Here is a 26071-nt window from a genome sequence, read left to right as displayed (position 1 = left end):
GCTACGCCGCCGACGCGGCGTAGCGGGCGAGCGCGTCCAGGAGCGCGGCGGTGTGCGCCCGGTACGACGCGTCGCGGAACGGGCCGATCGAGCGGACGCGGTGCGGGAGCTCGAGCTGGACGCCGCCGCCCCGGGCCAGGTTCACCGGGTTGCGTGGGTGCAGGCCTCGCAGGTCGGGCGGGATCCGCGCCAGGTCGTCGACGACCTCGTAGTCGGGCAGGGCCCGGCGGAGCCGCCGGCTCAGCCGCCCGGCCCGGACCCGGTCGGCCCCGCCGACGAGCACCGAGGTCCGGAGGTCCGGTCGGCGGTACCCGTGGAGCGAGACCACGACGTCGACGTGGCCGAGGAAGGCGGCGAGGCTCGGGGCGTCGCCCGGCGCGATCTGGTGGGCGGGGACGTGCCACTTGAGCTCGTCGGGCTGGACCACGGCGTAGAGCGACGCCCCGCTGGCCGCCGCCGCGTCGCGCGCCAGCTCGGCGGTGCCGGGCTCGAGGCCGCCGTGGAGGGCGAGGAACCCGACCCGGGAGCCCAGGACCACGCGCTCCTCCACCCCGGGGTGGGCGAGCAGGTCGGCGAACACTGCGAGCGGAGGCTACCCGGCACGCGCGATCCTCCCCCGGTGGGTCGGCACGGGGCGGTCGCGGTGGTCGTGGTCGTCCTGCTCGTGGGCTGCACGGGCGGCTCGTCCACCGGCGCCCGGCCGTCGGCCCGGGCCCACGCGCCCGCCACGACCACGGTGACCACGACCCCGCTGCCGCTCGACGGCCCGGCGGCGCTGGCCGCGACCCTGACCACGATCGAGCGGGGGCTGCGCGCGCCCGGCGACCCCGACGCGGCCCGGCTCGGTCTGGTCCAGGTGCGGGCCTACGGCACGCTCGTGTCGCACCCGGAGTGGCGCGCCGGCGTCCTCGCCGCCGTGCCCGCCGACGTGCAGCCGGCGGTGAGCGCGAACCTCGACGCCTCGGTGTCGCTCGACTCGCTGACCACCGCGGGGCCGAAGGCGGCGACGTTCCCGCCGTGGACCGTCCGCGCCCCCCTGCCCGAGCCGACGCTGCTGGCCGACTACCACGAGGCCGAGCAGGCGACCGGCGTCCCGTGGGGTTACCTCGCCGGCATCCACCTGATCGAGTCGCGCCTCGGCCGCATCATGGGCCCGAGCAGCGCGGGGGCCCAGGGCCCGATGCAGTTCGAGCCGGCCACGTGGGCCGAGTACGGGCGCGGCACGAACATCGACGACGACCACGACGCGATCCTCGCCGCGGGACGGCTGCTCGCCGCCCGTGGCGGTCCCGCGAACATCGGCCGCGCGCTGCTCGCCTACAACAACGACAGTCGGTACGTGCGCGCGGTCGAGGACTACGAGACCGTGCTCGCCGCCAACGCGGCCGCGTTCGACGGCTACTACCAATGGCCGGTCGTGTACGAGACGTCAGCCGGCACGTACGTGCTCCCCGTGGGCTATCCGCAACAGCCCGCCGTGCGACAGGCCGGGTAGGCTGAGCGCCCGTGTGGCGACACCGCGTCGACGGCGACCTTGTCCGGGGACTGCAGCGCGCGCGGCGCGTCATGCCGTACATCATGCGCACGCGCAACGAGGCCGCGGTCTACCTCGAGCACGACGTGACGCTGCGGCACACGGACCACTTCATCCGGGAGTGGAACCAGGCCAACCCGGGGCTGCGCATCGACGTGTTCCATGTCGCGATGTGGGCGCTGCGCGACACGATGACGCGACACCCGACCACGAACCGCTTCGTCGCCGGCGGCCGGCTCTACGACCGGCACGGCCTCTGGTACTCGTACGCGATCAAGGCCAAGCTCGAGACCGGCGCGCCCATGCTGGTCGTGAAGCGCCGGTTCGACCTCGACGAGTCGTTCGCGGCGATGGTCACCGGCATGCGCGAGGTCGAGGTCGCCTACCGGCGCGGCGAGGCGGCGCGAGTGGAGCGGGAGCTCGGCGCGTTGATGGCCTTCCCGGGGTTCATGCGGCGGATCATCATGCGGCTGATCGACGCCGCCGACCGGCTCGGGCTGCTGCCCCGCTCCTACATCGAGAACGACCCGATGTACGCCAGCGTCGTCATCGCCAACATGGCCAGCCTCGGGATGCCGCCCGTGTACCACCACCTCTACGACTACGGGACCGCCAGCGTCTTCGGCTCGCTCGGCCGCCCCGTCACCGACCCGGACGGCCCGACGAGCGGACCCGACCGGCGCCGCAGCATGCAGGTCCGGTGGACCTTCGACGAGCGGGCCGAGGACGGGCTCACGGCCTGGTTCGCGGTGCGTCGGTTCCGCCAGGTCATGGAGGACCCGACGGGCTGCGGGCTGGCGGTCGAGACCGTCGCCCCCGACGCCACCCGCCCGGTCGGAGAGACGCTCGACGACGTCGCCCGCTCCTAGGCTGGGCGTCGAGAGCATGACGTTCTTCGCCGACCGGCTGCACGCCTTCCCGCGCTACGACCTCTACCAGCTCGGGGTCGAGACCGGCATCTACCCGTACTACCGCTCGGTCGAGAGCGCCTCGCGGCCGCGGCTAACGGTCGAGGGCCGCGACGTCATCAACTTCGGGTCGAACAACTACCTGAGCCTCTCGTACCACCCGCGGGTCATCGAGGCCGCCCTCGCCGCCACCCGCCGCTTCGGCACCGGGGTCACCGGCTCCCGGCTGCTGAACGGCACGCTGACCCTCCACCGGACGCTCGAGGAGGAGCTCGCCGACTTCTACGACGCGCCCGCCTGCCTCGTGTTCTCCACCGGCTACGTCGCGAACGCCAGCGCCATCGCCGGGTTCCTCGGCCGCCACGACGTGGCCGTGATCGACAAGGAGGCGCACAACTCACTGCTCGCCGGCGTGCGCCTGTCGGGGGCGACGATGCGCCGGTTCCGCCACAACGACGTCGAGCACCTCGACCAGCTGCTGGCGGCGGCGCCGCCCGAGGCCGCGAAGGGGGTGCTCGTCGACGGCGTCTACTCGATGGGCGGCGACACCGCGCCGCTCCCCGGCCTGGTCGAGGCGTGCCGCCGCCACCCGAACACGTTCCTGCTCGACGACGAGGCGCACGGCCTCGGCGTCCTCGGCGAGCGGGGCCGCGGCGCGCTCGAGGACCAGGGCGTGCTCCACGACCTCGACCTCGTCACGGTGACGTTCTCGAAGACGCTCGGCAGCTGCGGCGGCGCGCTGCTCGGCCCCACCGACGCCATCGAGCTGCTGACGCTCACCTCCGACCCGTTCATCTTCACGGCCTCGAACACGCCCGGCTCGGTGGCGGCCGCGCTCGAGGCCCTGCGGGTCCTCCGGGAGGAGCCCGAGCTGCCGGCCCGGCTGCGGGCGAAGGTCGCCCTCTTCCTCGGGCTGCTCGCCGAGCGGGGCGTCCCCACCAACCCGGCCGACAGCGCCATCGTGACCATCCCGCTGCGGCGCGCCGACGAGGTGTCGGTGGCGGCGGTGTTCCGGGACCTGTTCGAGGCGGGCGTGTTCGTGAACCCGGTCATCCCGCCCGCGGTCGCGGGCGAGGCCGGCCTGATCCGGCTGAGCCTCATGGTCGACCACGACGCGGCGATGCTCGAGGAGGCGGCCGAGCTCCTCTACAAGGTCATCGCCGACCACGACCAGCTGTAGGGGCCGCCGCGGTCAGGTCCCGCGGCTCCGGAGCTGCTCGAACCGCTGCTCCCACGCGTTGTGGCGGGCCTTGGCGTCCTGGATGAACGGCGAGAACCCGATCACCTTCAGGACGGCCTCGTTCAGCCACCGGGCCGGGCGGCGCAGCGGCCGCTTCACGTCGACGAAGAGCACGACCCGCAGCGCGTCGGTGTCGTTCCAGGCCTCGTGCTCGAAGGTGTCGTCGAAGACGAGGCTCCGCCCCTCGGCCCAGTGGCGGACGTCCGGGCCGACCCGGATGCCGCACGCCTCGGCCGGCTCGGGGACCACGAGGCCGAGGTGGTAGCGCAGCACCCCCTTGTACGGCCCACCGTGGGGCGGGATCTTCTTGTGCGGCGACAGGATCGAGAACATCGCCGTCGTCATGCCCGGGATCTCGCCGAGCAGCCGGGCCGTCTCCGGGCAGCGCTCGACGTTCTTGCCCGCCTTGAACCCGTAGCCGTAGAAGAAGAAGGTCTTCCACCGGTCGTCGGCGGTGAGCTGGTACTGGTCGGTCGAGATGTCCTGGAAGTTCGGGAGGTCGGCGTGGAAGCGCAGGACCTCGTCGAGCTCGGCGCGGATCTGCTCGTACCCGGCCTCGACGCGGGCCACCCAGGGGAAGTCGGCCGGGTCGAAGAAGGTCCGGTCCCCGACCAGCGAGTGGCGGCCGAAGTAGCGGTCGAGCCAGCGGAGCACGCGCTCCCCCGACCGGTTGGCGACGTCGACGGCGCGCGCTCGGAGCGTCCGCGGGGTGGCGTCGGGCGTCACGACGACGTCAGCGTAGTAGCGGCGGCCGCGGGCCGGCCCCCGGGGGGCGCCGCCGAGGCCGGGCCGGCGGCGTCGAGGACGCGGATTGCCTCGTCGCGGTCGACGCTGCGACGCATTGGTGGCAGCGCGTCGAGGAGCACGCGGCGATACCCGGCGGTGGCCAATCGGGGGTCGAGCACGGCGACGACGCCGCGGTCGGTGGACCGACGCAGCAGCCGGCCGGCACCCTGGGCGAGCACGAGCGCGGCCGCGGGCAGGTCCACGTCGCCGAACGCCGAGCCGCCGGCGGCCTCCACCGCCTCGCGGCGCGCCTGCTCGAGCGGGTCGTCCGGCCTCGTGAACGGCAGCCGGTCGATGACGACGAGCACGCACGACGGCCCCGGCACGTCGACGCCCTGCCAGAACGCGCGCGTGGCGACCAGGCAGGAGGCCTCCTCGGCGAGGAACCGGTCGAGGAGCACCGCGTTCCCGGCGTCGCCCTGGGCGAGGACGGGGTGGCCGGTGCCGGCCCGCAGCGCGGCGGCGAAGTGCTCGACCGCCCGACGCGACGTGCAGAGGACGAGGGCCCGACCGCCGGCGGCGGCCACGAGCGCCGTCAGCTCGTCGGCTGCGGCCTCGGCCCACCCCGGACGGCGCGGGTCCGGCAGGGAGCGAGGCACGTAGAGCAACGCCTGGGCGCGCACGTCGAACGGCGAGTCGAGGCGCGCCGCCGCGTAGCCGCGCCCCGACGGCGTCGCCGCGTCGGGGTCGAGCCCGAGCCGGCGGGCGAGGGGTTCGAACCGCGGGCCGGGCCCGAGCGTCGCGGAGGTGAGCACGCACGGGTGGGCCGAGAACAGCCGCGCCGCCAGGCGGGGGCCCACGTCGACGGGCGCCAGCCGGAGCACCGGCCGGTCCCCACCCTCGACCCACGCCACCTCGCCGGCCGGCGGCGCTTGCAGCTGCCGGAGCGCGTCCAGGCGACTGGCCGCCAGCCGGGCGGTCTGGGCCACCCGCGGGGCGGCGTCGGCGCCGAGCCCGGTGGCCGCGGTCGCCACCCGCTCGGCGGCGGCGGCGAGCACGCCGGCGAGCGGCTCGGCCGTCGGGTCGACGCGCCCGTCGAGCTCGCCGAGGCAGTCCTCGAGCCGGTCGGCGGCCTCGAAGACCGCGGCCGCACCGTCGTCGCCGCCCGCGACCCGAAGCCGGGCCCCGAGATGCCGGAGCCCGCCGGGCGCGACCTCGCTCCCGAGCGCCCGCGTCGCGACGTCCGGCAGCGCGTGGGCCTCGTCGAAGACGACGAGGTCGTGGTGCGGCAGCACCCCGCCCCCGGCGGCGACGTGCGCGAGGTAGAGGGCGTGGTTCACCACGAGGATGTCGGCGCCCTCGGCGACCGCGCGGGCCCGCTCGGCGAAGCACTCGCCGCCGGCGGGGCAGCGGGCCGCGCCCGGGCACTCGCTCGGCCCGCAGCTCACGGCCCGCCAGGCGGCCGGGGTCACCCCGTCCAGCCCCGCGGCGTCGCCGGTCTCGCTGCGCGCCGCGTACCGCTCGAGGACCTGCAGCTGCGCCGCGAAGTCGGGCCCCGGCCGCTCGTCGAACAGGGCGTCGCCGCCCGCGGCCGCGCGCAGCCGGGCCAGGCACAGGTACTGACCCCGGCCCTTCAACACCGCGGCGTCGAAGGGCACGCCGCCGTGCTCGCGGACGACCGGGAGGTCGTGGCCCCACAGCTGGTCCTGCAGCGCCAGCGTGGCGGTGGCGACGACCGTGACCCGCCCGGACGCCACCACCGCCGCGAGGTAGGCCAGGCTCTTCCCGGACCCCGTGGGGGCCTCGGCCACGAGGTGGTGCGGCTCGTCGAGCGCGGCCGCGACCGCCTCTGTGAGGGCCCGCTGCCCCGGCCGGTCCTCGCCGTCGAGGCCGCGCACGCAGCGCTCGAGGATCGCGAGGGCCTCGCCGGCGGCCATGCCGGCCGAACCTACCGTCGGGACGGCGACCCGGCGTGGAACCGCGACGAGCGCGACGCGTCGACGGTCACCCGCCGGCGCGCCGCCGCCGGTAGAGGACGTGGGGCCGCAGCGGGCTGCCGACGGCGACCACGGGGTGCTCGAAGTCGTCGGCGGGGTCGTGGCGCATCCGGAGGCGCTCCATCACCCGACGCGACCGGACGTTGTCCCGAGTCGTGAACGACACGATCTCGTCGAGGCCGCGGTCCTCGAAGCCGAACGCGAGCGAGGCTCGGCCGCCCTCGGTGGCGTAGCCGTGGCCCCACGCGGCGCGGGCGAGCCGCCACCCGACCTCGACCGCGGGCGTGAACGGGGCGTCGAAGCGCGCCCAGTTCAAGCCGACGAAGCCGACGAACGGCGCCACCCCGGGAACCTCCACGGCCCAGAGCCCGAAGCCCTCCTCCGCCCAGTGATCCTCGCAGCGGGTCGCGAGCGCGTCGCTCGCGTCGCGGTCGAGCGCCCCGGGGAGGAACTCGACGACGGCGGGGTCGGAGTTCAGCGCCGCGAACGGCGCCCGGTCCTCGGGGCGCCACGCGCGGAGGAGGAGGCGGTCGGTGCGCAGCTCGGGGACCACGAGCCGGCGACGGTAGCGGTCGCGGCCGACGGCTCCGAGCGCGGCTCGCGGATCGGCGCGGGCGCGTCGGGCGGGCCGCGACGACGACGCGCCCGCGGATCGGGGCGCGACCGACGCCCGCCCCCGTTCGGGACGCCGTAGCCTCGCCCGGTGCGTAGCCGTCGGCGGGCCCGGGCCGGCGTCGCCGTGCTCGCCGCCGCGCTGCTCGCCCCGACCATGACGACCTCGGCGGGTGCCGCCACCGGCACGGTGACGTCGTGGAAGTCGGCGCCCCTGGACGGCGTCATCCAGGGCGCTCCCGCCGTGGTCGGCACCGTCGCCGTCGTCGCGACCGAGAACGACTCGCTGTACGGGCTGTCGCTGCGCGACGGCCACATCCTCTGGGGGCCGCGCCACATCGGTGACCCGGTCACGCACGCGGTCATCGCCGAGGTCTCCCCGTCGGCGACCGGGTGCGGGAACATCGACCCGCTCGGCATCACCAGCTCCCTCGCCGTCGACGTGACGACCAACCCGCCCCGGGTCTTCGCCGTGGCCGAGGTGCAGCCGCCGACGACCCGCACGCCCGTGCACGAGCTCGTCGGGGTCGAGGCCCCGACCGGTCAGCTCGTGGTCGGACCCACCCCCGTGGACCCGCCCGGCATGACGAACCCCGAGGTCCAGCAGCAGCGCGCCGGGCTCACCGTGGCCAACGGCAAGGTGTACATCGGCTTCGGCGGGCTCTACGGGGACTGCGGCGACTACCACGGGTTCGTGGTGGCGGCGCGCGAGGACGGCGGGGGCATCGCCGGCGCGGTCGAGTTCGCCGACGCCGGCGCGGGGAACCGGGCCGCGGGTGTGTGGTCCACGGCGGCGCCGGCGATCGACGCCACCGGCAACGTCTACGTCGCCACCGGCAACGGGAAGAGCTCGCCCGCGCCGCCGGCGACGGATCACAGCGACGCGGTCGTGCGCCTGCCACCGGGGCTCGGCACGGTGGCCAGCGAGTTCCAGCCCACGAGCTGGCAGAGCGACAACGCGACCGACCTCGACCTGGGCTCCACCGCGCCGGTGCTCGTCGGCGCCGGACAGGTCTTCGAGGTCGGCAAGCAGCACCACGCCTTCCTCCTCGACGGCGCCAACCTCGGTGGGACCGACGGGCACACCCCGCTGGCGTCACTCGACGTGTGCAGCGCCCTCGGCGGGAACGGGGCGATCGGCGCGTCGGTGTACGTCGCCTGTCAGGGCGGGGTCCAGCAGGTCGTCATCGACCGCGCCACCACGCCGCCCCGGCTCCGGCACGGCTGGACCGCTCCGGTCAGCGCCGACGGCCCGGTCACGGTGGGCGCCGGCCTGGTCTGGTCGGTCGACACCTCCGATCACGTGCTCTACGGGCTCGACCCCGCGAACGGTCGAGTCGTCGCCCAGCACCCGGTGAGCCTCGACGCCAGCCAGCACTTCCCAACGCCCGCGGTCGGCGCCGGCTGGGTGCTCGTCGAGAGCGCGGACCGTGTCGCCGCCTTCCGGATCAGCCTCCCGAAGGCCCCCGCCCGTCGCCGGAAGCGGTGACGGCGCAAGGGCGCACCGGGGCGCGCCGACGCGCTGGTTAGGTTGGCGCGGCCCGTCCCCCTCCGCTCGAGGACCCCTGGGCTCGCCGCCGACGGAAGGATCGAACCGCATGCCCACTGCGCGCTGGATGACCCCCGTGGTCGGGGTGGCGCTCGTCGCCGCGCTCGCCGGTCCCGCCGTCGCCCGCGCCCACGTCGCCGCCACCGACCGGGCCCTCCTCGGCGCCGGCACGCTGACGAGCGCCGACGTCGCCTCGACGTGGACCGCGAGCAAGCAGCACGACACCAGCGACAAGAGCTTCGCGGGCATCGCCGCCTGCAAGCAGATCCGAGCCGCGTCCAGCGCGGCGCGCAAGCGCGTCCCTCGGCGACTGTCCCCGACGTTCACCGACCTGCGCTCCCCGAACCAGCTGACGTCGGCCGAGGACACCGTCTACGCGTTCAAGGACGTCGCCGCCGCCGACCGCTTCTTGAGCGTCTACAAGGCCACGGACGCGCAGACGTGCCTCACGAACGCCACGAAGAAGGCGGTCGGGCGCGCCGCGGTCCAGGTGACCGCGGCGCCGGTCGCCAACCTCCAGGGCGTCGGTGACGACAACGCCGGCTGGGAGGCCACGCTGCAGGCCACCGACCGGGCGGGCAACCCGGTCACCGTGGTGTTCGACGTCGTCGCGGTCCGGGTCGGACGCGCCTTCGTCGGCTTCGACTTCAGCAACCAAGGCGGACCGCTGGGGCAGGCGCGGCCGGTCATCGCCGCGGTCGTCCAGCGGGTCGCCGCCGCCTGAGCCGGGGACACGCGGCGCGGGCACGCGGCCTCGCCGCGCCCGTGCGGGTCGTCACCGCTCACGGTCCCGGACCATCACGCGCTCGGGCGCCGGCTCGCCGGGCACGGTCGCGTCGCGGGCCCACCGGAACCCGGCGCTCGCGAAGGCTCGGATGGATCGCTCGTTGCGGACGTCGGGCCCGGCCACGCACCGGTCGACGTCGCGCGCCGCGAACACCACCGACGTGACGAACCGGTCGATCGCGAGGGCCCCGAGCCCGCGCCCGACGTGGCCGGGGTCGCCGACGAAGAGGTCGAGCCCGGCACCGGCCGGTTCGCCGACGGCCGCCGCGTAGTCGGGGAAGTCGGGGAGCCGATACCACTGGATGAGACCGACCGGCCCCCCGTCGACGAGGATGACGAACACGTGGGTCGGGCCGACGTCGTCGAGCGCGTCGCCGTACTCCGCCTCCACCTGCTCCGCCGTCACCGGCTCACCGTCGGGCGCCCGCGGCCCCTCCCCCAGTTCCCACCACGCCGCGACGTGGGGCTCGTTCAGCCAGCGCCGCAGCTGGTCGAGGTCGGCGCGGCGCAACGGCCGGAAGGCCACGCGCGACGCGGCCGAGGGGACGGAGCGACGAGGCCGCAGCGCCGCGCGCCGCCGTCAGCGGTTGCTGAGGTGGAAGTCCCCGTCGTCGGGCGGGCGCCGCTTCCAGACCTGCCACCACCGGCGCGACCCGCCGCCCTCGGCCCGCTGGAGGTCGACCACGACGTCGTGCTCCGCGGCCTCGACGATCGCCTCGGCGTCCTCCAGCACCGACGCCGCCTCGCCCGGGTCCTCCTCGGGCTCGTCCTCGACGGCGGGGCGGGCCAGCGACCCCTGCACGAACCCGCCCTCGATCAGCGACGGCTCGTAGCGGGGGCAGTGCTCGGGGCAGCGCCAGGGCTGCTCGGGGGCCAGCCCGAGGACGCAGTACCGGGCGACCTCCCCGTTGTCGTAGGTCCGGCTCTCGAAGTGCCGGCAGTCCTCTCGCATGGGCATCGCGCACACCCCCCGGAGACTCGTGGGCCGTGGGCCGCTGGCCGCCGGCGAGCCGGCGTCTCCGTCGACGCTACCCGGGGATCCGAGGCACGGCGTTCAGCGGGCCCGCGGGCGCGCCGCCGACGGGCGGCTCCGGGGGGCGGACGCGGAGCCGGACCGCCCGCCCGCGCGTGAGGAGGAAGGCCTCCCCGCAGCCGAGCGCGCGCACGTCGTCGGGGCCGACCACGAACCGCCGCCCCGCCCGCTGGGACGCGCGCCCGGTGGGCGCGAGCCCGGCCGTCTGCTCGGTGCGCTCGAGCGTCCACTCGGTGCCGGCGAGGGCGACGAGGCGCTCCGGGGCCTTGAGCTGGTGGACGATGACGGTCCCGACGGTGCCGGCCAGGCGCTCGCGGACCGTCTCGGTGCCGCCGAGGCTGGCCCAGGTCTGGCCGATCAGCACCACCCCGACCCCGAACGAGCGCACCCGCTCGACGAGGTCCACGGCGGCGTCGGGTCGAGCGGCCAGCTTCGAGAACTCGTCGATGACCACGAGCGCGTCCCGGTCGGCCCGCTTGCGGGCCATGGCCCAGTGGAGGAGGTCCTCGAGGATGAAGGCCCCGACCTCGGCGGCCTGGTTCCGGTGCTCGGGCCGGCCGACGGGCACGTACGCCGCGGCCACGTCCTCGTAGGACCAGTCGCCGTCGAGGGTGGTCCCGACCGCCCACGCCACGCCCTCGTAGCGGTACCGAGCCCCGAGGAACTCGGGCTCGGGGAGACGGCGGATCTTCTCGGCCTCGTCGGGGTCGTGACGCCAGCGGCGCCGGAGGCTCCGCCGGTCCATCCGGGCCAGGAGCTCGGCGAAGCTGGCGGGCGGGTCGGCGGCCACCGCCCATCGCAGCACGTTCCGGGCGATGCCGGCGTAGTACGGCTCGGTGAACGCCTGCGTGGCGAGCAGCCGGTTCACGACGCTGTCGGGGCCGCCGCGCCACCCGTCGATCGGGTCGCGAGTCCCGTCGCGAGCGGCCACGCCCCACCGCCGCGCGAGGCCGAGGAACCGGTCCGCGATCTCCGGGTCGGCCTTGCCGTCGATCCAGTAGACGTCCCAGCCGCCGCGCATCGCCTCGCTGGCGACCGTGAGCGCGGTCATCGTCTTGCCGCTGCCGGTCTCCCCGACCACGAGGGCCTGGCGGAGCCAGGTCGGGCTCGGGAGCGTGGCGATCCGCGGCGCGGCGGACGCGGGCGCGTGCGAACCGCCGAGCACGACGCCGAGCACGGTGTGCCCCGGGGGCGCCGGCCAGCGGGCTCGGCGCAGCCGCCGATCCGCTTGCGCGGCGGCGCGTCGACGCCGGCTGAGCTCCCGTGCGTGTCGCGTCGCCTCGTGCTCGTCGTGATGGTGGACAAGGGCGGGCAGCGCCGGCCCGGCGGCCACGCCCGCGGCGAGGCCGAGCAGGACCGCGCCGAGCAGGTCGGCACGGCCGGGCGGGACCCCGCGCGCCGCGCCCGCGACGACGCGTGCGTACGCGTGCGCGCCGCCGGCGACGACCGCGACGGCGGTGAGCAGGACGCCGGTCGTCGCCGCGGGCCACCGCCGCCAGCCCCGCCGGTCGATGAGGAGCGCGAGCGGGCCCGCGACCGCGAGCACGGGCGCGGCGAGGGCCACGAGCGCGCCGAGCGCCACGACGCCGGCGGCGGCGCCGACGGGATCGCGGGCGTCGCCGGCTGACTCGGGCCCGCTCACCGGTCGGGGTGCAGCCGGAACCAGTCCAGGTCGCAGACGGCGACCCGCCGGCCCGCATCGAGCGCGTCGACGGCCCGCTGGACCACGGTCCGCACGCGCGTCCCTTCGACGACGTAGAGCACGGCGTCGTGGTCGTCGAGGAGCTCCTCGACGATGTCACGGAGTCGGGACGCGCCCTTCGGGGTCAGCTCGACCTCCACCGCGGTGTCCACGCCGTCGGCGGCGCGGAACCGCCCGTCGGCGACGTGGGCGGTGGGGCTCGTCCGCTCCCGGCGGAGCTGCCGCTCGCTCGTCCACGCGCCGCCCGCCCGCTCGACCGCGACTCGGACCAGCGAGACGGCGTGGAGGTGCGGCAGCAGGCCGAGCGGCGGCGGCGCCGGACGGCCCCGGAGGCCGACGGCGCGCAGGCCCGCGGCGGTGGGCCACACCGCGGCGGTGGTCCGGGCCAGGACGCGCCCCCGGTCGACGAGGCCCTGGGCCCGCCAGCGGTCCACGACGCTCGCGGTGCGGGCGGCCGACACCGGCCGCCGGCGGTCGAGGACGTGGCGCAAGACGTCGAGGCGGACGGCGTGCTGCTCCGCCACCCACCGCAAGGCCGCCCGCGAGTCGGGCCGGATCCCCGCCGGGCCCGACGCGGCGCGAGCGGCGCGCCACGCCACCGATCGGGCGGAGACGACCGCGAGGGGAGCCACGTCGATCGGAGACCCCGACCGGCGGTCACCGTGATCCGCGTCGCGACGCGCAAGGGGGCAGCCGCGAGCTGGCCGCCCCGAAGGGCGGCCAGCGTCTGGGCTTGCAGCCGGGCCCCGCCGGTGGCGGGCCCGACGGGTTGGCTGTGGTCTTACGAGCCGGTGCTCAAGTGGCTGCCAGCGTTGCTGAACTGGCTGTTCACCTGACCACGCAGGAACACCACCGCCGCGATCACCGCGAGCGCGATGAGAGCCACGAGCAGGATGTACTCAACCAGGTTGGCTCCCCGCTCGTCGCGGCCGAGCCTGGCCTGGAGCCAGCTTCGCAGTACGAAGAGATTCATCAGCTTGCCCCGTCCTTCCGTCCGGTTCGTGTCCAGTACCCCACGACCTCCCGGAACCCCGCACCGCAGGCTCAGGTATCGGCCGCACCCGGACGGAACTTGAGGCCGCCGGCCGGGCCTTCAGCCTCGGCGCCCGCCGGTCGATCCCCGCAGGGTGAGCTCGCCCGACCCGCGAACCGCAGCCGGGCCGCGCGTCGACCACGCCCGGGCTGAGCCGCGGCCGAGCCCGCGATGGCCCGGGCGCTAGCGCGGGTCGGCCCGTCGGCGGCCCCGGCCGGCGCCCCGCCCGACGTCGGACCCGCCCCGCCCGGCCCCGACGCGGCGCCGGCCGCGATCCCGAGCCCGGCCCCGCGTCGGCGGTCGGGGTCTCCCCGGCTCTGCCTCACCCTCCTCCTCGTGTTCAGCGTCCTCACCGCGGTCGGGCTCTGGCAGCACGTCATGTGGTTCGACGAGCTCCAGGCCTGGAACATCGCCCGCGCCAGCCACTCCCTCGGCGGCCTCTACCGCAACCTCCGGTACGAGGGCCACCCGCTGGCCTGGTATCTCGTCTTGTATGGCGTCACCCGGTTCACCGGCGACCCCCGCGCCCTTCAGCTCGTGGAGCTGGTCGTCGTCACCGCGACCGCGGCCCTGGTCCTGTTCCGATCCCCGTTCACGCTGCCGGTCCGGGTGGCGATGCTCGCCGGGTACTCGGTCGCCTTCGAGTACGGCGTCATCAGCCGCTCGTACTCGCTCGGGCTGCTCGCCCTCGTCGTCGTGCTCGTGGCGCTCGGCCGGCCCCGCCCGGCCTGGGGCGCGGCGCTGGCGGCCGCGGCGCTCCTGGCCTGGACGAGCCTCGCCGGCGCGGTGCTCACCGTCGCGCTCGCGGCTGCGGTCGCGCTCGATCGTCGCGGGTCTCCGCCGCCCGCCGGGACAGAGCGGCGAGCGCGACGGCGCTTCGTGCTCGGCGCGCTCCTCGCCGCCGTCGGCGCCGCGCTGACCTGCCTCCCGCCCCGGGACTTCCACGAGTTCACGCCCGGCCTCGGCAACCTGGCCACGACCGGGACGACGCGGGTGGCGCACGCCGCCACCGGGATCTGGCGCGGGTTGTTCCCGATCCCGGCGCGCGTCGGGGCGTGGAACTCGCAGCTGCTCGACCGCCTCCCGGCCGGCCGGCTCGTCGAGGCGGCGCTGTCGCTCGCCGTGTTCGTCGTGGTGCTGGTCGGGCTGCGCTCGCCGCTGGCCCGGCGGCTGTGGTGCCTCGGCGTGATCGGCTGCGAGCTCTTCTTCGCGGTGGTGGTGCTCCCGGACCAGGCCCGGTACGCCGGCACCGTGTTCGTGCTCTTCCTGGCCGTGGCCTGGCTCGCCCGGGCGCCGGGCGGCGGGCTCGAGCCGGCCGGGACGCCGCTGGGGTGGACCCGGCCGCGCCGCGCCGGGGCGTGGGCATCGGTCGCCCTCGGTGCGGTCGTGACGGCGCAGGTCGTCGCGACGCTGGCGGTGTACCCGAGCGCGACGATCCATCCCTTCTCACCCGATCGCGCCCTCGCCGAGGCGGCGCGAGCCCACCAGCTCTCGGGCGCCCTCGTCTCCGACGAGGACTTCGTCGCCACCGGCGTCGGCGCCTACCTCGACCGCAGCACCTACTCGGCGGCGCGGCGGGCCTGGACGCCCTTCTTCGTCCACGATGACCGCCAGGCGGCCGGGATGCGCGCCGTGACGCCGGCCGACGCGGCCTGCGCGGCGGCGCGGCTCGCCGTCGACCGCGGCCGCGCCACCGGGTTGATCAGCGCCCGCGCCCTCCGCGGTCCCGGGCTTCGCCGCCTGACGACCGTGGACCACGTCTCGCTGTACGCGGTGACGAAGGCCGCGTCCGCGGGTTGCCGCCGGAAGACGTGACTGCGTCCCGACCCCTCGGCCGCCCCCAGTCGGCCGGAGCCGGCCTAACCGAGGCCTAACAGGATCCGCGTCGTCCGGACGCGTCGAGGGCACAGTGTCCCCGTCGACGGCACGGACGAGGAGCACCGGGGTGCCACGACAATTCCGCGGAGCCAGGCTCGGGGTGGCGACGCTCGCCGCCGCCACCCTGGGCGTCGCCGCCTGCTCGGGCGGCGGGAGCGCGCAGGCCACGACGGGGTCGCAGGCCGCGTCGGGGATCCACAAGATCCGCCACGTCGTGGTGATCATGCAGGAGAACCGCTCGTTCGACAGCTACTTCGGCACCTATCCGGGCGCCGACGGGCTGCCGACCCAGGGCGGCACGCCGAGCGTGTGCGTGCCCGACGCCCGGACCGGCCAGTGCATGCGGCCGTTCGCCGACCACGCCGACGTGAACGGCGGCGGCCCGCACGGGCAGGTCAACGCCACCGCCGACATCAACGGCGGGCGCATGGACGGGTTCGTCAACCAGGCCGGCCAGGGCCGGCGCGGGTGCCGGAACACCACGAACCCGGCGTGCACGAACTCGGCGACGCCGGACGTCATGGGCTACCACACCCAGAGCGACATCCCGAACTACTGGGCCTACGCCAACAACTACGTGCTGCAGGACCACATGTTCGAGCCAAACGCCTCGTGGAGCCTGCCGGAGCACCTGTTCCAGGTCTCCGAGTGGTCGGCGTTCTGCACCCAGCACAACCAGCCGTCGAGCTGCCAGAACGCCCTCCAGGCCCCCGGCCTCCCCGCCGACTTCCAGGGCGGCACCCGTCCGCCGCCGATCTACGCCTGGACCGACCTCACCTACCTGCTCCACAAGCACAGCGTCTCCTGGGGCTACTACGTGGTCGCGGGCACGGAGCCCGACTGCCGGAACGACGCCGCCCTGTCCTGCGGGGCCATCCGCCAGAGCGCCAAGACCCCCGGCATCTGGAACCCGCTGCCGTTCTTCGACACCGTCCGCAACGACGGTCAGCTCGGCAACATCCAGTCGGTCGCCAACTTCTACAGCTCGGCGGCGCGCGGCCAGCTGCCGGCGGTCTCGTGGGTCGTGCCCTCCGGCGCGGTCAGCGAGCACCCGCCCGCGCCGGTCAGCTACGGCCAGTCGTACGTCACGAGCCTCGTCAACGCGGTGATGCACGGACCGGACTGGAACTCGACCGCGATCTTCGTCGCCTGGGACGACTGGGGGGGCTTCTACGACCACGTCGTGCCGCCGACCGTCGACGTCAACGGCTACGGCCTCCGGGTGCCGGGCCTCGTGATCAGCCCTTACGCCAAGCGGGGCTACGTCGACCACCAGACGCTCTCGTTCGACGCCTACGTGAAGTTCATCGAGGACGACTTCCTCGGCGGGCAGCGGCTGAGCCCGGCCACCGACGGCCGGCCCGATCCCCGCCCGACCGTGCGCGAGAACGTGAAGGTCCTCGGCGACCTGGCGAGCGAGTTCAACTTCAACCAAACCCCACGGTCGCCGGCGCTGCTGCCGGTGCACCCGGTGACGACGCTCACCGGCACCCCGAGCCCGAGACGGCTCCCTCGGGCCGCGACCGCCGCCGACGTCGAGGGGTAGCGAGCATCGGCGCAGCCGGCTACAGGCTCCGCTCGTACACGGCCACGTCCCAGTACCGGCCGAACTTCCGGCCCTGCTCGGTGAAGTAGCCGACCCGCCGGAAGCCGAAGCACTCGTGGAGCGCGACGGAGGCGGCGTTGGGCAGGGCGATGCCTCCGTAGGCCCGGTGGACGTCCTCGGGCTCGAGGGCCGCGAGGAGCGCGGCGTAGAGCATCGTCCCGAGCCCACGCCCCACCGCGTCCGGGTCCACGTACACGCTCACCTCGACGGAGGTCTCGTAGGCCGCCCGGGGCTGGTAGCGGCTGCTCGTCGCGTACCCGAGCGGGTGGTCGCCGTCGGCGGCGACGAGGAGGCGGTGCCGGCCGTGTGGGGCGTACTGCTCGAACCACCGCCGCCGCGCCGTCATCGTCACCGGCTCCACCTCGAAGGTGATGGCGGTGTGCAGCACGTAGTGGTTGTAGATGTCGTTGATCGCCGGCAGGTCGGTCGCCGTCCCTGCCCGAACCGCGAGCTCTGGCACCCGGTGGTCCTCCCGTCGACGTCCGGCCGCTCGGTGGTCGAGCGCCCCATCGTGGACAATTCGCGCCCCGCGCCGCCGGGCCTTTCGGGAGACTGGCGCCCGTGGGGGATCCGCGTGATGTGGTCCGGGCCAGCTACGGGCGGATCGCGGCCGCCTACCTCGCCGCCCGTCCCCTCCACGGCGCCGACGTGACGCTGCTGGCGGAGCTCGCGGCCCGGGTCCGGCCGGGCGGCCGGGTCCTCGACGGCGGGTGCGGCGCCGGGGTGCCGGTCACGGCGCGGCTCCGGGACCACGGCTTCGAGGTGGTGGGCCTCGACGTCGCCGCCGAGCAGCTCGCGCTCGCCCGCGACCTCGTCCCGCACGTCACCGTCGCCCAGGGCGACCTCGCCGCGTTGCCGTTCCCCGCCGCCAGCTTCGACGGGCTGGCGTCCTTCTACGCCGTGATCCACGTCCCGCGCTCGGAGCATCCCGGGGTGTTCCGGGAGGTGCGGCGCGTCCTCCGACCGGGCGGCGCCGCCCTGCTCTGCCTCGGCGCGCGCGACCTCGCCGAGGACCACGATCCCGACAGCTGGCTCGGCGCGCCCATGTACTGGAGCCACTTCGACGCCGCGACGAACCTCGCGCTGCTGCGGGAGGCCGGCTTCGACGTCCTCGTCGACCGGCTGGTCCCCGACCCGATGGGGCACGGCGAGCACCTGTTCGCGCTGGTCACACCTCGCTGAAGCGGCCCGGGCGGCTCACGAGGCGGGCGGGCCCGGGGGCGGGCTCGGCTTCTCGGCGTCGACGGCCGCCAGGCCCTGCTGGAGCCGCTCCACCAGCGCGGGGACGTCGCCGTGGAAGTGGGCGAGCGCGAGGTCGAGCCGGAGCCGGACCCAGCCGTTCAGGTTGGCGCCGTAGTGGACCGTCACCGGACGCTGGCGGTTGGACACCGACACGGTCGTGGTGCCGTCGTCGCCGTGCTCGTAGCCGAGGAGCTTCGTGAACGGGCACTCCCGGGTCTGGGAATGCCCTTCGAACACGAGCCGCTGGTTGGTGATGAAGAGCGTGCCGGTGTCGATGGCGGTCGGATGCGGGGCGCCCTGCACGTAGTGGCCCCGGCTGGCGCCGATCCGGTAGCGGACCGTCCGGCCGCCGAGCGATCCGATCGGGATCGACACGCCGGAGGAGCGGCCCTGCCACTGACCTGGACCCTTGCGCGGCTCGACCAGGCCGACGTTCGTGACCTTGGCGAAGACCGCCTCCCCGGCGTGCAGGACGAGCTCGGTGGTCGGCTCGCCGGCGTAGGTCTGCGCGAGCGTCACCGCGGCGGTCTGCTCGTCCCGCTCGCGCTGCCAGCGGGCGAGCGCATCCTGGTACCGGGCCGCGGCCTTCCGCTCCCGGCGACGCTCGAACATCGGCTCCTCGACCTGGTCTCGGCGGGCCAGTGTCGCATCGCCACGTCGGCCGGCACGACCCCGCGCCGATCGCCGCCGCGGCTCGGGGCTCGCGCCCGCGGTGCTGCGTACAGTGGCGGGCTCGCTGCGCCCAACCGCCGGCGGCCGCGAGGAGGGTGTCGATGGAAGCCACGCTCAGCCCGCTCCCGAAGGCCGAGCTGCACCTGCACCTCGAGGGCACGCTCGAGCCGGAGATGCTGTTCGAGCTGGCGGGGCGGAACCACGTCGCGCTGCCGTACCCCGATGTCGAGGCCGTCCGCGCCGCCTACGTGTTCGAGGACCTGCAGTCGTTCCTCGACATCTACTACGCCGGCTGCCGAGTGCTCGTCGCCGAGCGCGACTTCTACGAGCTCACGCGCGCCTACCTGGCGCGCGCGCACGAGCAGGGCGTCCGCCACGCCGAGGTCTTCTTCGATCCGCAGACCCACACCGACCGCGGCGTCCCGTTCGAGGTCGTCGTCGGTGGCATCAGCGCCGCCCTCGCCGACGGCGAGCGAGAGCTCGGAATCACGTGGCGGCTCATCCTCTGCTTCCTCCGGCACCTCAGCGCCGAGGCGGCCATGGCGACCCTCGACCTCGCGATGCCGCACCGGGACGTGATCAGCGTCGTCGGGCTCGACTCCTCCGAGCGGGGCAACCCGCCGGCCAAGTTCGCCGAGGTCTTCGCTCGGGCCCGGGCCGAGGGGCTCGCCGCCGTCGCCCACGCCGGCGAGGAGGGCCCGCCCGAGTACATCGTGGAGGCGCTCGACGTGCTCCAGGTGCAGCGCGTCGACCACGGGGTCCGCTGCCTGGAGGACGACGCCCTCGTGGACCGCCTCGTCGCCGACCAGGTGCCGCTGACGGTCTGTCCCCTGTCGAACGTCCGGCTTCGGGTCTTCCCCGACCTGCGCCACCACAACGTCGGGCGGATGCTCGATCGGGGCCTGTGCGCGACGATCAACTCGGACGACCCCGCCTACTTCGGCGGGTACATCGGCGACAACTACGCCGCCACCGCCGCAGCCCTCGCCCTCGGCCGCGACCAGATGATCGCGGTGGCCCGCAACTCCTTCGTGGCCTCGTTCCTCGAGCCGTCGGAGCAGCAGCGCCACCTCGACGAGCTCGACCGCGTGGCCGCCGCCGGCTGACCCTCCACTCGGGACTGGGCCCGGTCGAGCCCGGGCGGGCGGGGCTTCGAGCTAGAAGCCGGCTTCGGTCCACGTCGGCAGCCCGTAGCGGGCCGCGACCGCGTCGAACGACGTCACGAACTGGGTCTTCAGCGCCGTCGCGTTCGCGTCGGCGGCCCGCGCCGCGTCCCGGAAGCTCTGGCTCGTCGACACGCCGGCGTCCGCGCAGGGGTCGACCCCCGACTGGCCCAGGTCCCGCATCCACGCCTCGTACTCGGCGTCGGCCTGCGCCGACGCGCGCACCGCCGCCTGCAGCCGCTGCTCGAGCTGCTGGGCCTCGGCGTTCGGGGCGGGCGGCAGGGCGGCGAGCTCGTTGAGGATCGCCACACGGTTGCCGACCACGGCGTGGATCTGCTGGGACGCGGCGAGCGGCGTGATCGCGCACGCCCCCTGGGCGCTGCGGAGCGCGGCCACGAGCTGGTTCCGGCCCGCCGCCGACTCCTGCAGGACCGCCTCGAGCCGGGCGACGTAGGTGCGTTCGCGCTGCTGGACGCCGGCCGGCGGCGCGGCCCGAGCCGGCCGCGGCCGCGACCTCGGCGGGGCCGCAGCCTTGGGGCCGGTCGTCTCCGACGGCCGTCCGCCCGCCGCGAAGGCCAGGCCGACGGCAACGCCGAGGAGCAGCCCGCACGCGGCGACGGCGACGAACGTGCGATGCCGGGGCGCGGACCACCAGGCCTCGAGGTCGACGCGGCGGCTGCGACCGGGGAGGGTCCGGTCGGGGTCGTCGGCGGACGGCGCGCTGGCGGCGGGATCCGGGCGCAGCGGCGGCCTGGGCCCTCCGTCGGCCACCACCCCACCGGGCGGCGTCGGGTCCTCGGTGGGGGGGCCCGCCGCCGGTCCGGGGTCGAGCGGGTGCTCGCTCGTGGCGTCCGCCAGCTCACGGGCGTCGAGCACGGCGGCGCCATCCGAGGCCGGCGCGCCGCACTGCGGGCACGAGGACGTCGAGGCGCCGAGCCCGGCGCCGCAGTTCGCACAGAAGTTCGCCATTCGGACTCCCTCGGACTCGGCACCGGCGGCACGGTCCAAGCGCTGCCGCTGAGAGTGGCCGATCGGTGACGGTCGACCGAAATCGGACCGCGTCGGGCACGGGACGACGGTCTCGGTCCGGCGACCGGCGCCGACCTCGTCGACCGGGTCTCGCGACGCCCGAGGAGCCGCGACCCGAGCGGGTCGTCGCTCCGGACCGGGGGGGCGTGGGTCGCGCCGCCGCCGACGGGGGCGGTCCGCTACGGGACCAGGACGACCCGGCCGACGGCATGGCGGCTCTCGACGAAGGCGTGCGCAGCGGCGGCCTCGGCGAGCGGGTACCTGCGGTCGACCACGACCCGGAGCCGGCCGTCGGCGATGGCTTGGAGATGCCGGGCGACCATCGCCTGGACGCGGTCGGTCGTCACCTCGGCGCCGAAGAACACGCCGATGAGGGTCTGGTTCCCCATCATCAGCATGGAGGCGTCGAACGGCTGCGGATCGCGACCGGCCTGACCCACCAGCGTGCAGCGGCCCCGGTAGGCCAGCGCGCGGATGCTGCCGGACAGGGTGGAGCCCACCGAGTCGACGACGAGGTCGACCCCGCGGCCGTCGGTCAGGGCACGCGCGGCGTCCGCGAAGTCGACGGCGCGGTAGTTGATCCCGTGATCGAGGCCGAACTCGCGCAGCCGTTCCAGTCGCTCGTCGCTCGACGCGGTCGCGAGCACCGTCGCGCCCGCCTGCTTGGCCAGCTGGATCGCCGCGAGCCCGACGCCGCTGGCGCCGGCTTGGACGAGCACGGTCTCTCCCGCCCGGAGCCCGCCGAACTCGAAGAGGCAGTCGTCGGCGGTCCCGAACGCGACCGGCACGCAGGCGGCGTCGGCGATGTCGAGGTCGTCGGGCACGAGCCACGTGAGGATCTCGGGGACGGCGACGAGCTCGGCGTGCGAGCCCCACAGCATCGTGCACACGACCCGCTGGCCGACCTTGCGGTCCTCGACCTGGGCCCCGACCGCGCGGATCGTGCCCGCGCACTGGTACCCGACGACGTGCGGGCGCGTGGCCATCTCGCCACCGGCTCGGTTCAGCGTGTCGCCGCCCTCGATGCTGACCGCCTGGACCTCGACGAGCACGTCACCGGGACCGCACGTCGGATCCTCGACGTCCTCGTAGACGAGGACGTCGGGCGGGCCGGTCTGGTGGTACACGGCGGCCTTCATCGGATACGAACCTACTCAGGCGCCCGGGTGCGCGCAGGGGAGCTCGCGATCGTGGCGGTCACGCCGGAGCGCGTCGGGTCTCGTTCCTCGGGCCGCGCCCGATCGGCGCGGCGGGCACCCCCGCACCGGACGGAACACGAGCGGGCGCCCGTTCGCGGACGTGACACGGGCTCACGCCACGACCGTGCTGCCGGACCTGGCTTACTGTCCCCGGCGTGCGATACGCGCTCCACCTCCCGCCGTTCGGGACCTTCGGCGACGTCTCGCAGGTGGTGGCGTTGGCCCGAGACGCGGAGCAGGCCGGCTGGGACGGCTTCTTCCTCTGGGACCACCTGCTCCACGGCGTCGACGTCCCGTTCGTCGATCCCTGGATCACGCTCGCGGCCGTGGCCGTCACGACGACGCGCATCAGGCTGGGCCCGCTCGTCACGCCCCTTCCCCGGCGGCGGCCGTGGAAGGTCGCTCGGGAGGCGGTCACGCTCGATCACCTCAGCGGGGGTCGCCTGGTCCTCGGCGTCGGGCTCGGCGTCGACGTGTGGCGCGAGTTCGAGGCCTTCGGGGGCGAGGCCGGTGACGACACCACGCGCGCGGCGCTGCTCGACGACGGTCTCGAGATCCTGACTCGGCTCTGGTCGGGCGACCCCGTGACGTACCGCGGGACGCGGCTGTCGGTCGACGACGTTCGGTTCTTGCCCCGGCCGCTGCAGGCTCCGCGCATCCCGCTGTGGTCGGCGGCGCTCTGGCCCCTCCGCGCCGGACCGGCGCGGCGTGTCGCCCGCTGCGACGGCGTCATGCCGTTTCGCCCCGACGGACCCGTCACGCCGGCGGACGTGCGGGCCCTGCGCGTCGAGGTCGAGCGGCACCGAGTGCGTGACGAGCCACTCGACGTGTGCGTGCCGGGCCGACGCGACCAGGTGGGCGAGCTCGCGGCCGCGGGCGCGACCTGGTTCGCCCAGTCCTTCGCCCCCGACCAGCCGCTGGCCGAGGTGCGTCAGATCGTCACCGCGGGCCCGCCGCGCTCGTAGATCGTCCGTCCGCGGCGCGGGCAGGCGGCGGGCGGCCGGACGCCCGACCACGTGCGCCACCAGGCGGGGACTGCGTGTGCGGGCCCGCAGGAGCCTGTTCGTGGCCCCGCTTGGAGGCGCTTTGGGCGCCTCGCTACCATGCGGGCGCACCGAATGGGCTGGCTCTTGGGGGCTGCATTGCGGTCGCGCGGGTCTGACCATCGCCGGAACGCGCCGGGAAACCGAGTCTCTCGCGCCCCTCGGCGGTCGCGCGCGCACGGCGGTGCCGCAGTGAGCCCGATATGACCTGGGCGCCCCGGACCCGGCCGCGTCTGCGGCCCGAGACCACGCGGGGTCCCAGATACCGGGGCTCGACGCATCCGGCGCACCCGACCCAGAGCCCGACTCGGGCGCCGGAGCCCGCCCGTCCAAGCCATCGTGGCGCGGGCGCGGTGACGAACCTGACGATCATGCTCGTGGGCGCGGTCATCCTGTCCGCCGTCGCGGTCCTCCCCAACCGGCACTCGCCGAGCGCCGGGGCGGCGCCACACGTCCGAAGCGGCGGCGCGGTCGCCACTCCCCCGGCCGCCCCGACCCCAGGTCTCCCGGCCTCCCCGACCCCGGGCCTCCCGCCGGCCGCCGACCCGGCGACACCGGCCAAGATCGTCACCCCGTTCTGGGACCTGCCCAACCCGTTCGTCCTGGTCGTCGGGGGCGTGTACTACCTCTACTCCAGCGAGACGGCCAACTACTCGCTCGACTTCCGACATCCGTCGCCCGAGCTTCCGCTCCGCGTGTCCACGGACCTCCAGCACTGGAGCGCGGCAACCGAGGCGCTGCCGACGCTGCCCACCTGGGCGAGCTGGGGCTTCACGTGGGCACCCGACGTCCGGCTCATCGGCAACCGGTACGTCATGTACTTCACCGCGCGCGTCAAGGATCGCACCCCGGCCACGCAGTGCATCGGCACCGCGACCGCGGCCACGCCCGCCGGGCCGTTCACGCCGAGCCAGCAGATGCTCGTCTGCCAGACCGACCACCTGGGCTCGATCGACCCCCGAAGCTTCGTCGACACGAACGGATCCCTCTGGCTGCACTGGAAGTCCGACGACAACGCCGACGTCGGCGGCACCAGCCACACGGGCCTCTACGCCCAACGCCTGAGCCGCGACGGGCTCCACCTCGTGGGCAACGCGACGATGATCCTGGCCGCCGATCAGCCCTGGGAAGGACGGATCGTCGAGGCCCCCCAGATGGTCCTGGCGAACCACCGCTACTGGCTCTTCTACTCCGGCAACTGGTTCAACCAGCCCGCGTACGCCATCGGCGTGGCCGAGTGCGCCGGACCGGCCGGGCCGTGCTCGAAGCCCTCGCCGGGTCCCTTCCTCGGCTCGAACGCCCAGGGAGCCGGGCCGGGAGAATCGTCGCTGTTCAGCGACGCCCGAGGTCTCTGGATGGTCTACGGGCCGTGGGCCGTCCGCTACCGGACCGACACCGAGCGGCCGGTCGCCCTCGTCCACATCGCCTTCAAGCCGTCCGGGCCGTACCTCGCCGCCTTCTAGGCCCGGCGCTCGACGCCCGGCCCCCGGGGTCCCGACGGTACGACCCGCCCGGGTCGTCGCGGCCGACACCGTGCTCCCCATCGCCCCCAAATGGGCCAACGGCGCGATGAGTCCTCGGCCCCGGCGGCGTCGTACGTCGGGAGCGCCACGGGCCCGGCGGCCCGACCACGGAGGAGAGCGATCGTGCCGACACCCGACGTCGACACCGAGTGCGTCCGGACCGACCGCCTGGGCGCATCCTCAGATGCAGGCAGTCGATGAGGACCGCCGTAGGATCCGGTCCTGTGCGCGTCCACTCCGAGGCCGTCCACAGCACCGAGGTCCGGGCCGACGACTTCGAGCCGCACCGACGAGCGCTGACCGGCTACTGCTACCGGATGCTCGGCTCCGCCTTCGAGGCCGATGACGCCGTGCAGGAGACGATGGTGCGGGCCTGGCGCGGCATCGACAGCTTCGAGGGCCGGTCGACCGTGCGGTCGTGGCTCTACCGGATCGCTACGAACGTGTGCCTCGACATGCTCCGGGGCCGCCAGCGCCGGGCCCAGCCGATGGACCTGGGCCCGGCCTCGACCGTGGACTCGTTCCGCGGCGCGACCCTCCCGGCCCACGCCTGGGTGACGCCGATCCTGGACGCCCGGCTCGGGTCCGACGTCGCCGACCCCGCCGAGGTGGCGACGTCGCGAGAGGGCGTCCGGTTGGCATTCATCACCGCCCTCCAGCACCTCCCGGCCCGGCAACGAGCGGTCCTGATCCTGCGCGAGGTGCTGCGATGGCACTCGGTCGAAGTGGCCGAGCTCCTCGACACCACCGTGGCGTCGGTCAACAGCGCGCTCCAGCGGGCTCGTGCGACCCTGGCCGCGCTCGATCTCGACGCCGCGCCGCAAGCCCCGGCGGACCCCGACCAGCAGGCCCTCCTCGTCCGCTACGTGGACGCCTTCGAGCGCTACGACATCGCCGCGCTGGTGTCGCTCCTCCACGAGGACGCCGTCATGTCGATGCCGCCGTACGACTTCTGGCTGCGCGGCGCGGCCGAGATGGGCCGCTGGTTCCTCGGCCCGGGCAGCGGCTGCCAGGGCTCCCGGCTCGTCGCGACCTCGGCCAACGGCTGCGCCGCCTTCGGCTCCTACCGGTCCGACGGGCACGGTGGCCACCAGCCGTTCGCGATCCAGGTCATCGAGGTCTCAGGCGACCGGATCGTCGGGCATCACAACTTCGTCGACCCGGACCTGTTCGCGTCCTTCGGCCTCCCCGCCCGGCTCGACCCCTAGCCCGCAGCCCTCCGGGACGACCTCCGCAAGGCCCGCCAGGTCGAGCAGCTCCAACAGCTCCGCACCGGCGCCCCGCAGCTCGATCGACCACCCCAACCGTCGGGCCGCGAGCTGCAGCCGCGCCAGCCGGTCCACGGCGGCGAGCCCGTCATCGTCCCACCCTGACAGCGGCCAGCGGGCCAGCTCGGTGCCTCGACGGACCAGCACCACCATGGCCTCGGTGTCCCCTCGCCGCACCCTGATACGACGACGCCACGGCGTCGGAGTCACCGGCGGGCCCGGCCGAGGCCGAGTCCACACCGCCGGGAGCCGATCGCGGCCGTCGTAGCATCACCGCGCGATGGCAGAACGCTGGGGCGGCGAGCCGACCGAGCCGATCCCCGGTGCC

The 26071-nt window shown here is 75.1% G+C and carries 26 protein-coding genes; 12 read left to right on the top strand and 14 right to left on the bottom strand.

Features of this window, described 5'->3' with window-relative positions; translation table 11 throughout:
* Window position 1: 1 nt before the first annotated feature.
* Complete coding sequence (locus tag VG869_17040) at window positions 2-580, bottom strand: poly-gamma-glutamate hydrolase family protein (protein ID HEV3452892.1); 579 nt, start codon at window positions 578-580, stop codon at window positions 2-4.
* 39 nt (window positions 581-619) lie between these two features.
* Between VG869_17040 and VG869_17035 the strand changes: the two genes are divergently transcribed.
* From VG869_17035 to VG869_17025, 3 genes are read left to right on the top strand one after another with little or no spacing between them, the layout of a single operon-like run.
* Window positions 620-1495 carry a lytic transglycosylase domain-containing protein gene (locus VG869_17035; GenBank protein ID HEV3452891.1) on the top strand — a complete coding sequence of 292 codons (876 nt, stop codon included), beginning with the start codon at window positions 620-622 and terminating at the stop codon, window positions 1493-1495.
* Window positions 1496-1506: 11 nt separating this feature from the next.
* On the top strand, window positions 1507-2403 hold the full coding sequence (locus VG869_17030) for a hypothetical protein (protein ID HEV3452890.1): 897 nt from the start codon (window positions 1507-1509) through the stop codon (window positions 2401-2403).
* A 16-nt stretch (window positions 2404-2419) separates the two neighbouring features.
* Window positions 2420-3622: a pyridoxal phosphate-dependent aminotransferase family protein gene (locus VG869_17025; protein HEV3452889.1), complete on the top strand. Its 1203-nt coding sequence runs from the start codon at window positions 2420-2422 to the stop codon at window positions 3620-3622.
* 12 nt (window positions 3623-3634) lie between these two features.
* Here VG869_17025 and VG869_17020 read toward each other — a convergent pair whose 3' ends face one another.
* The 3 genes from VG869_17020 to VG869_17010 all read right to left on the bottom strand — a co-directional run bounded on the left by VG869_17020 (window position 3635) and on the right by VG869_17010 (window position 6958).
* Window positions 3635-4408 (bottom strand): aspartyl/asparaginyl beta-hydroxylase domain-containing protein, encoded by a 774-nt coding sequence (locus tag VG869_17020; protein HEV3452888.1) that lies wholly within the window; start codon window positions 4406-4408, stop codon window positions 3635-3637.
* The gene (locus VG869_17015) at window positions 4405-6345 is read right to left on the bottom strand and encodes an ATP-dependent DNA helicase (protein HEV3452887.1); all 1941 of its coding nucleotides are present in this window, start codon (window positions 6343-6345) and stop codon (window positions 4405-4407) included. The genes VG869_17020 and VG869_17015 overlap by 4 nt, the downstream gene beginning before the upstream one ends.
* 67 nt (window positions 6346-6412) lie before the next feature.
* Window positions 6413-6958, bottom strand: coding sequence for a GNAT family N-acetyltransferase (locus tag VG869_17010; GenBank protein HEV3452886.1), 546 nt, complete (start codon window positions 6956-6958; stop codon window positions 6413-6415).
* Window positions 6959-7108: 150 nt separating this feature from the next.
* Between VG869_17010 and VG869_17005 the strand changes: the two genes are divergently transcribed.
* Complete coding sequence (locus tag VG869_17005; GenBank protein HEV3452885.1) at window positions 7109-8506, top strand: hypothetical protein; 1398 nt, start codon at window positions 7109-7111, stop codon at window positions 8504-8506.
* Window positions 8507-8615: 109 nt separating this feature from the next.
* Window positions 8616-9290 (top strand): hypothetical protein, encoded by a 675-nt coding sequence (locus VG869_17000; GenBank protein HEV3452884.1) that lies wholly within the window; start codon window positions 8616-8618, stop codon window positions 9288-9290.
* Between the two features lie 51 nt (window positions 9291-9341).
* Here VG869_17000 and VG869_16995 read toward each other — a convergent pair whose 3' ends face one another.
* The 5 genes from VG869_16995 to VG869_16975 form a co-directional block, all read right to left on the bottom strand.
* Window positions 9342-9878 (bottom strand): GNAT family N-acetyltransferase, encoded by a 537-nt coding sequence (locus VG869_16995; GenBank protein HEV3452883.1) that lies wholly within the window; start codon window positions 9876-9878, stop codon window positions 9342-9344.
* A gap of 54 nt (window positions 9879-9932) precedes the next feature.
* Complete coding sequence (locus tag VG869_16990) at window positions 9933-10310, bottom strand: hypothetical protein (protein ID HEV3452882.1); 378 nt, start codon at window positions 10308-10310, stop codon at window positions 9933-9935.
* Between the two features lie 70 nt (window positions 10311-10380).
* The gene (locus VG869_16985; protein ID HEV3452881.1) at window positions 10381-12027 is read right to left on the bottom strand and encodes an ATP-binding protein; all 1647 of its coding nucleotides are present in this window, start codon (window positions 12025-12027) and stop codon (window positions 10381-10383) included.
* Window positions 12024-12719 (bottom strand): hypothetical protein, encoded by a 696-nt coding sequence (locus tag VG869_16980; GenBank protein HEV3452880.1) that lies wholly within the window; start codon window positions 12717-12719, stop codon window positions 12024-12026. Before VG869_16980 ends, VG869_16985 begins: the two co-directional genes overlap by 4 nt.
* 149 nt (window positions 12720-12868) lie before the next feature.
* Entirely contained in the window at window positions 12869-13060 is a 192-nt protein-coding gene (locus tag VG869_16975) for a Flp family type IVb pilin (protein HEV3452879.1), read from the bottom strand.
* 231 nt (window positions 13061-13291) lie between these two features.
* On the opposite strand from VG869_16975, the gene VG869_16970 reads away from it, so the two are divergent.
* The gene (locus tag VG869_16970) at window positions 13292-14935 is read left to right on the top strand and encodes a hypothetical protein (GenBank protein HEV3452878.1); all 1644 of its coding nucleotides are present in this window, start codon (window positions 13292-13294) and stop codon (window positions 14933-14935) included.
* A gap of 130 nt (window positions 14936-15065) precedes the next feature.
* The gene (locus VG869_16965) at window positions 15066-16544 is read left to right on the top strand and encodes an alkaline phosphatase family protein (GenBank protein ID HEV3452877.1); all 1479 of its coding nucleotides are present in this window, start codon (window positions 15066-15068) and stop codon (window positions 16542-16544) included.
* 19 nt (window positions 16545-16563) lie between these two features.
* Here the strand turns inward: VG869_16965 and VG869_16960 are convergent, their stop codons facing one another.
* On the bottom strand, window positions 16564-17064 hold the full coding sequence (locus VG869_16960; GenBank protein HEV3452876.1) for a GNAT family N-acetyltransferase: 501 nt from the start codon (window positions 17062-17064) through the stop codon (window positions 16564-16566).
* A gap of 101 nt (window positions 17065-17165) precedes the next feature.
* Between VG869_16960 and VG869_16955 the strand changes: the two genes are divergently transcribed.
* Complete coding sequence (locus tag VG869_16955; GenBank protein ID HEV3452875.1) at window positions 17166-17786, top strand: class I SAM-dependent methyltransferase; 621 nt, start codon at window positions 17166-17168, stop codon at window positions 17784-17786.
* A gap of 15 nt (window positions 17787-17801) precedes the next feature.
* Here the strand turns inward: VG869_16955 and VG869_16950 are convergent, their stop codons facing one another.
* Complete coding sequence (locus VG869_16950; protein ID HEV3452874.1) at window positions 17802-18458, bottom strand: hypothetical protein; 657 nt, start codon at window positions 18456-18458, stop codon at window positions 17802-17804.
* 161 nt (window positions 18459-18619) lie between these two features.
* On the opposite strand from VG869_16950, the gene VG869_16945 reads away from it, so the two are divergent.
* Window positions 18620-19624, top strand: coding sequence for an adenosine deaminase (locus VG869_16945; protein ID HEV3452873.1), 1005 nt, complete (start codon window positions 18620-18622; stop codon window positions 19622-19624).
* A 51-nt stretch (window positions 19625-19675) separates the two neighbouring features.
* On the opposite strand, the gene VG869_16940 is transcribed toward VG869_16945, so the two are convergent.
* Both VG869_16940 and VG869_16935 read right to left on the bottom strand, forming a co-directional pair.
* Complete coding sequence (locus VG869_16940) at window positions 19676-20650, bottom strand: hypothetical protein (protein HEV3452872.1); 975 nt, start codon at window positions 20648-20650, stop codon at window positions 19676-19678.
* 239 nt (window positions 20651-20889) lie between these two features.
* Window positions 20890-21849: a zinc-binding alcohol dehydrogenase family protein gene (locus VG869_16935; GenBank protein HEV3452871.1), complete on the bottom strand. Its 960-nt coding sequence runs from the start codon at window positions 21847-21849 to the stop codon at window positions 20890-20892.
* Window positions 21850-22064: 215 nt separating this feature from the next.
* Between VG869_16935 and VG869_16930 the strand changes: the two genes are divergently transcribed.
* The 3 genes from VG869_16930 (at window position 22065) to VG869_16920 (ending at window position 25683) form a co-directional block, all read left to right on the top strand.
* On the top strand, window positions 22065-22874 hold the full coding sequence (locus VG869_16930; GenBank protein ID HEV3452870.1) for an LLM class flavin-dependent oxidoreductase: 810 nt from the start codon (window positions 22065-22067) through the stop codon (window positions 22872-22874).
* A gap of 431 nt (window positions 22875-23305) precedes the next feature.
* Complete coding sequence (locus VG869_16925) at window positions 23306-24415, top strand: glycoside hydrolase family 43 protein (GenBank protein ID HEV3452869.1); 1110 nt, start codon at window positions 23306-23308, stop codon at window positions 24413-24415.
* 284 nt (window positions 24416-24699) lie between these two features.
* Window positions 24700-25683, top strand: a complete 984-nt coding sequence (locus tag VG869_16920) for a sigma-70 family RNA polymerase sigma factor (protein HEV3452868.1) — start codon at window positions 24700-24702, stop codon at window positions 25681-25683.
* Here VG869_16920 and VG869_16915 read toward each other — a convergent pair.
* On the bottom strand, window positions 25597-25896 hold the full coding sequence (locus VG869_16915; protein HEV3452867.1) for a hypothetical protein: 300 nt from the start codon (window positions 25894-25896) through the stop codon (window positions 25597-25599). The two genes, VG869_16920 and VG869_16915, sit on opposite strands and share 87 nt — an antisense overlap.
* Window positions 25897-26071 lie beyond the last annotated feature (175 nt).

The sequence above is a fragment of the Acidimicrobiia bacterium genome (assembly GCA_035948415.1).
GTDB lineage: Bacteria > Actinomycetota > Acidimicrobiia > IMCC26256 > PALSA-555 > PALSA-555.
Note: the sequence above shows the minus strand (reverse complement) of the source record. Positions and strands in the feature narration are given on the sequence as shown.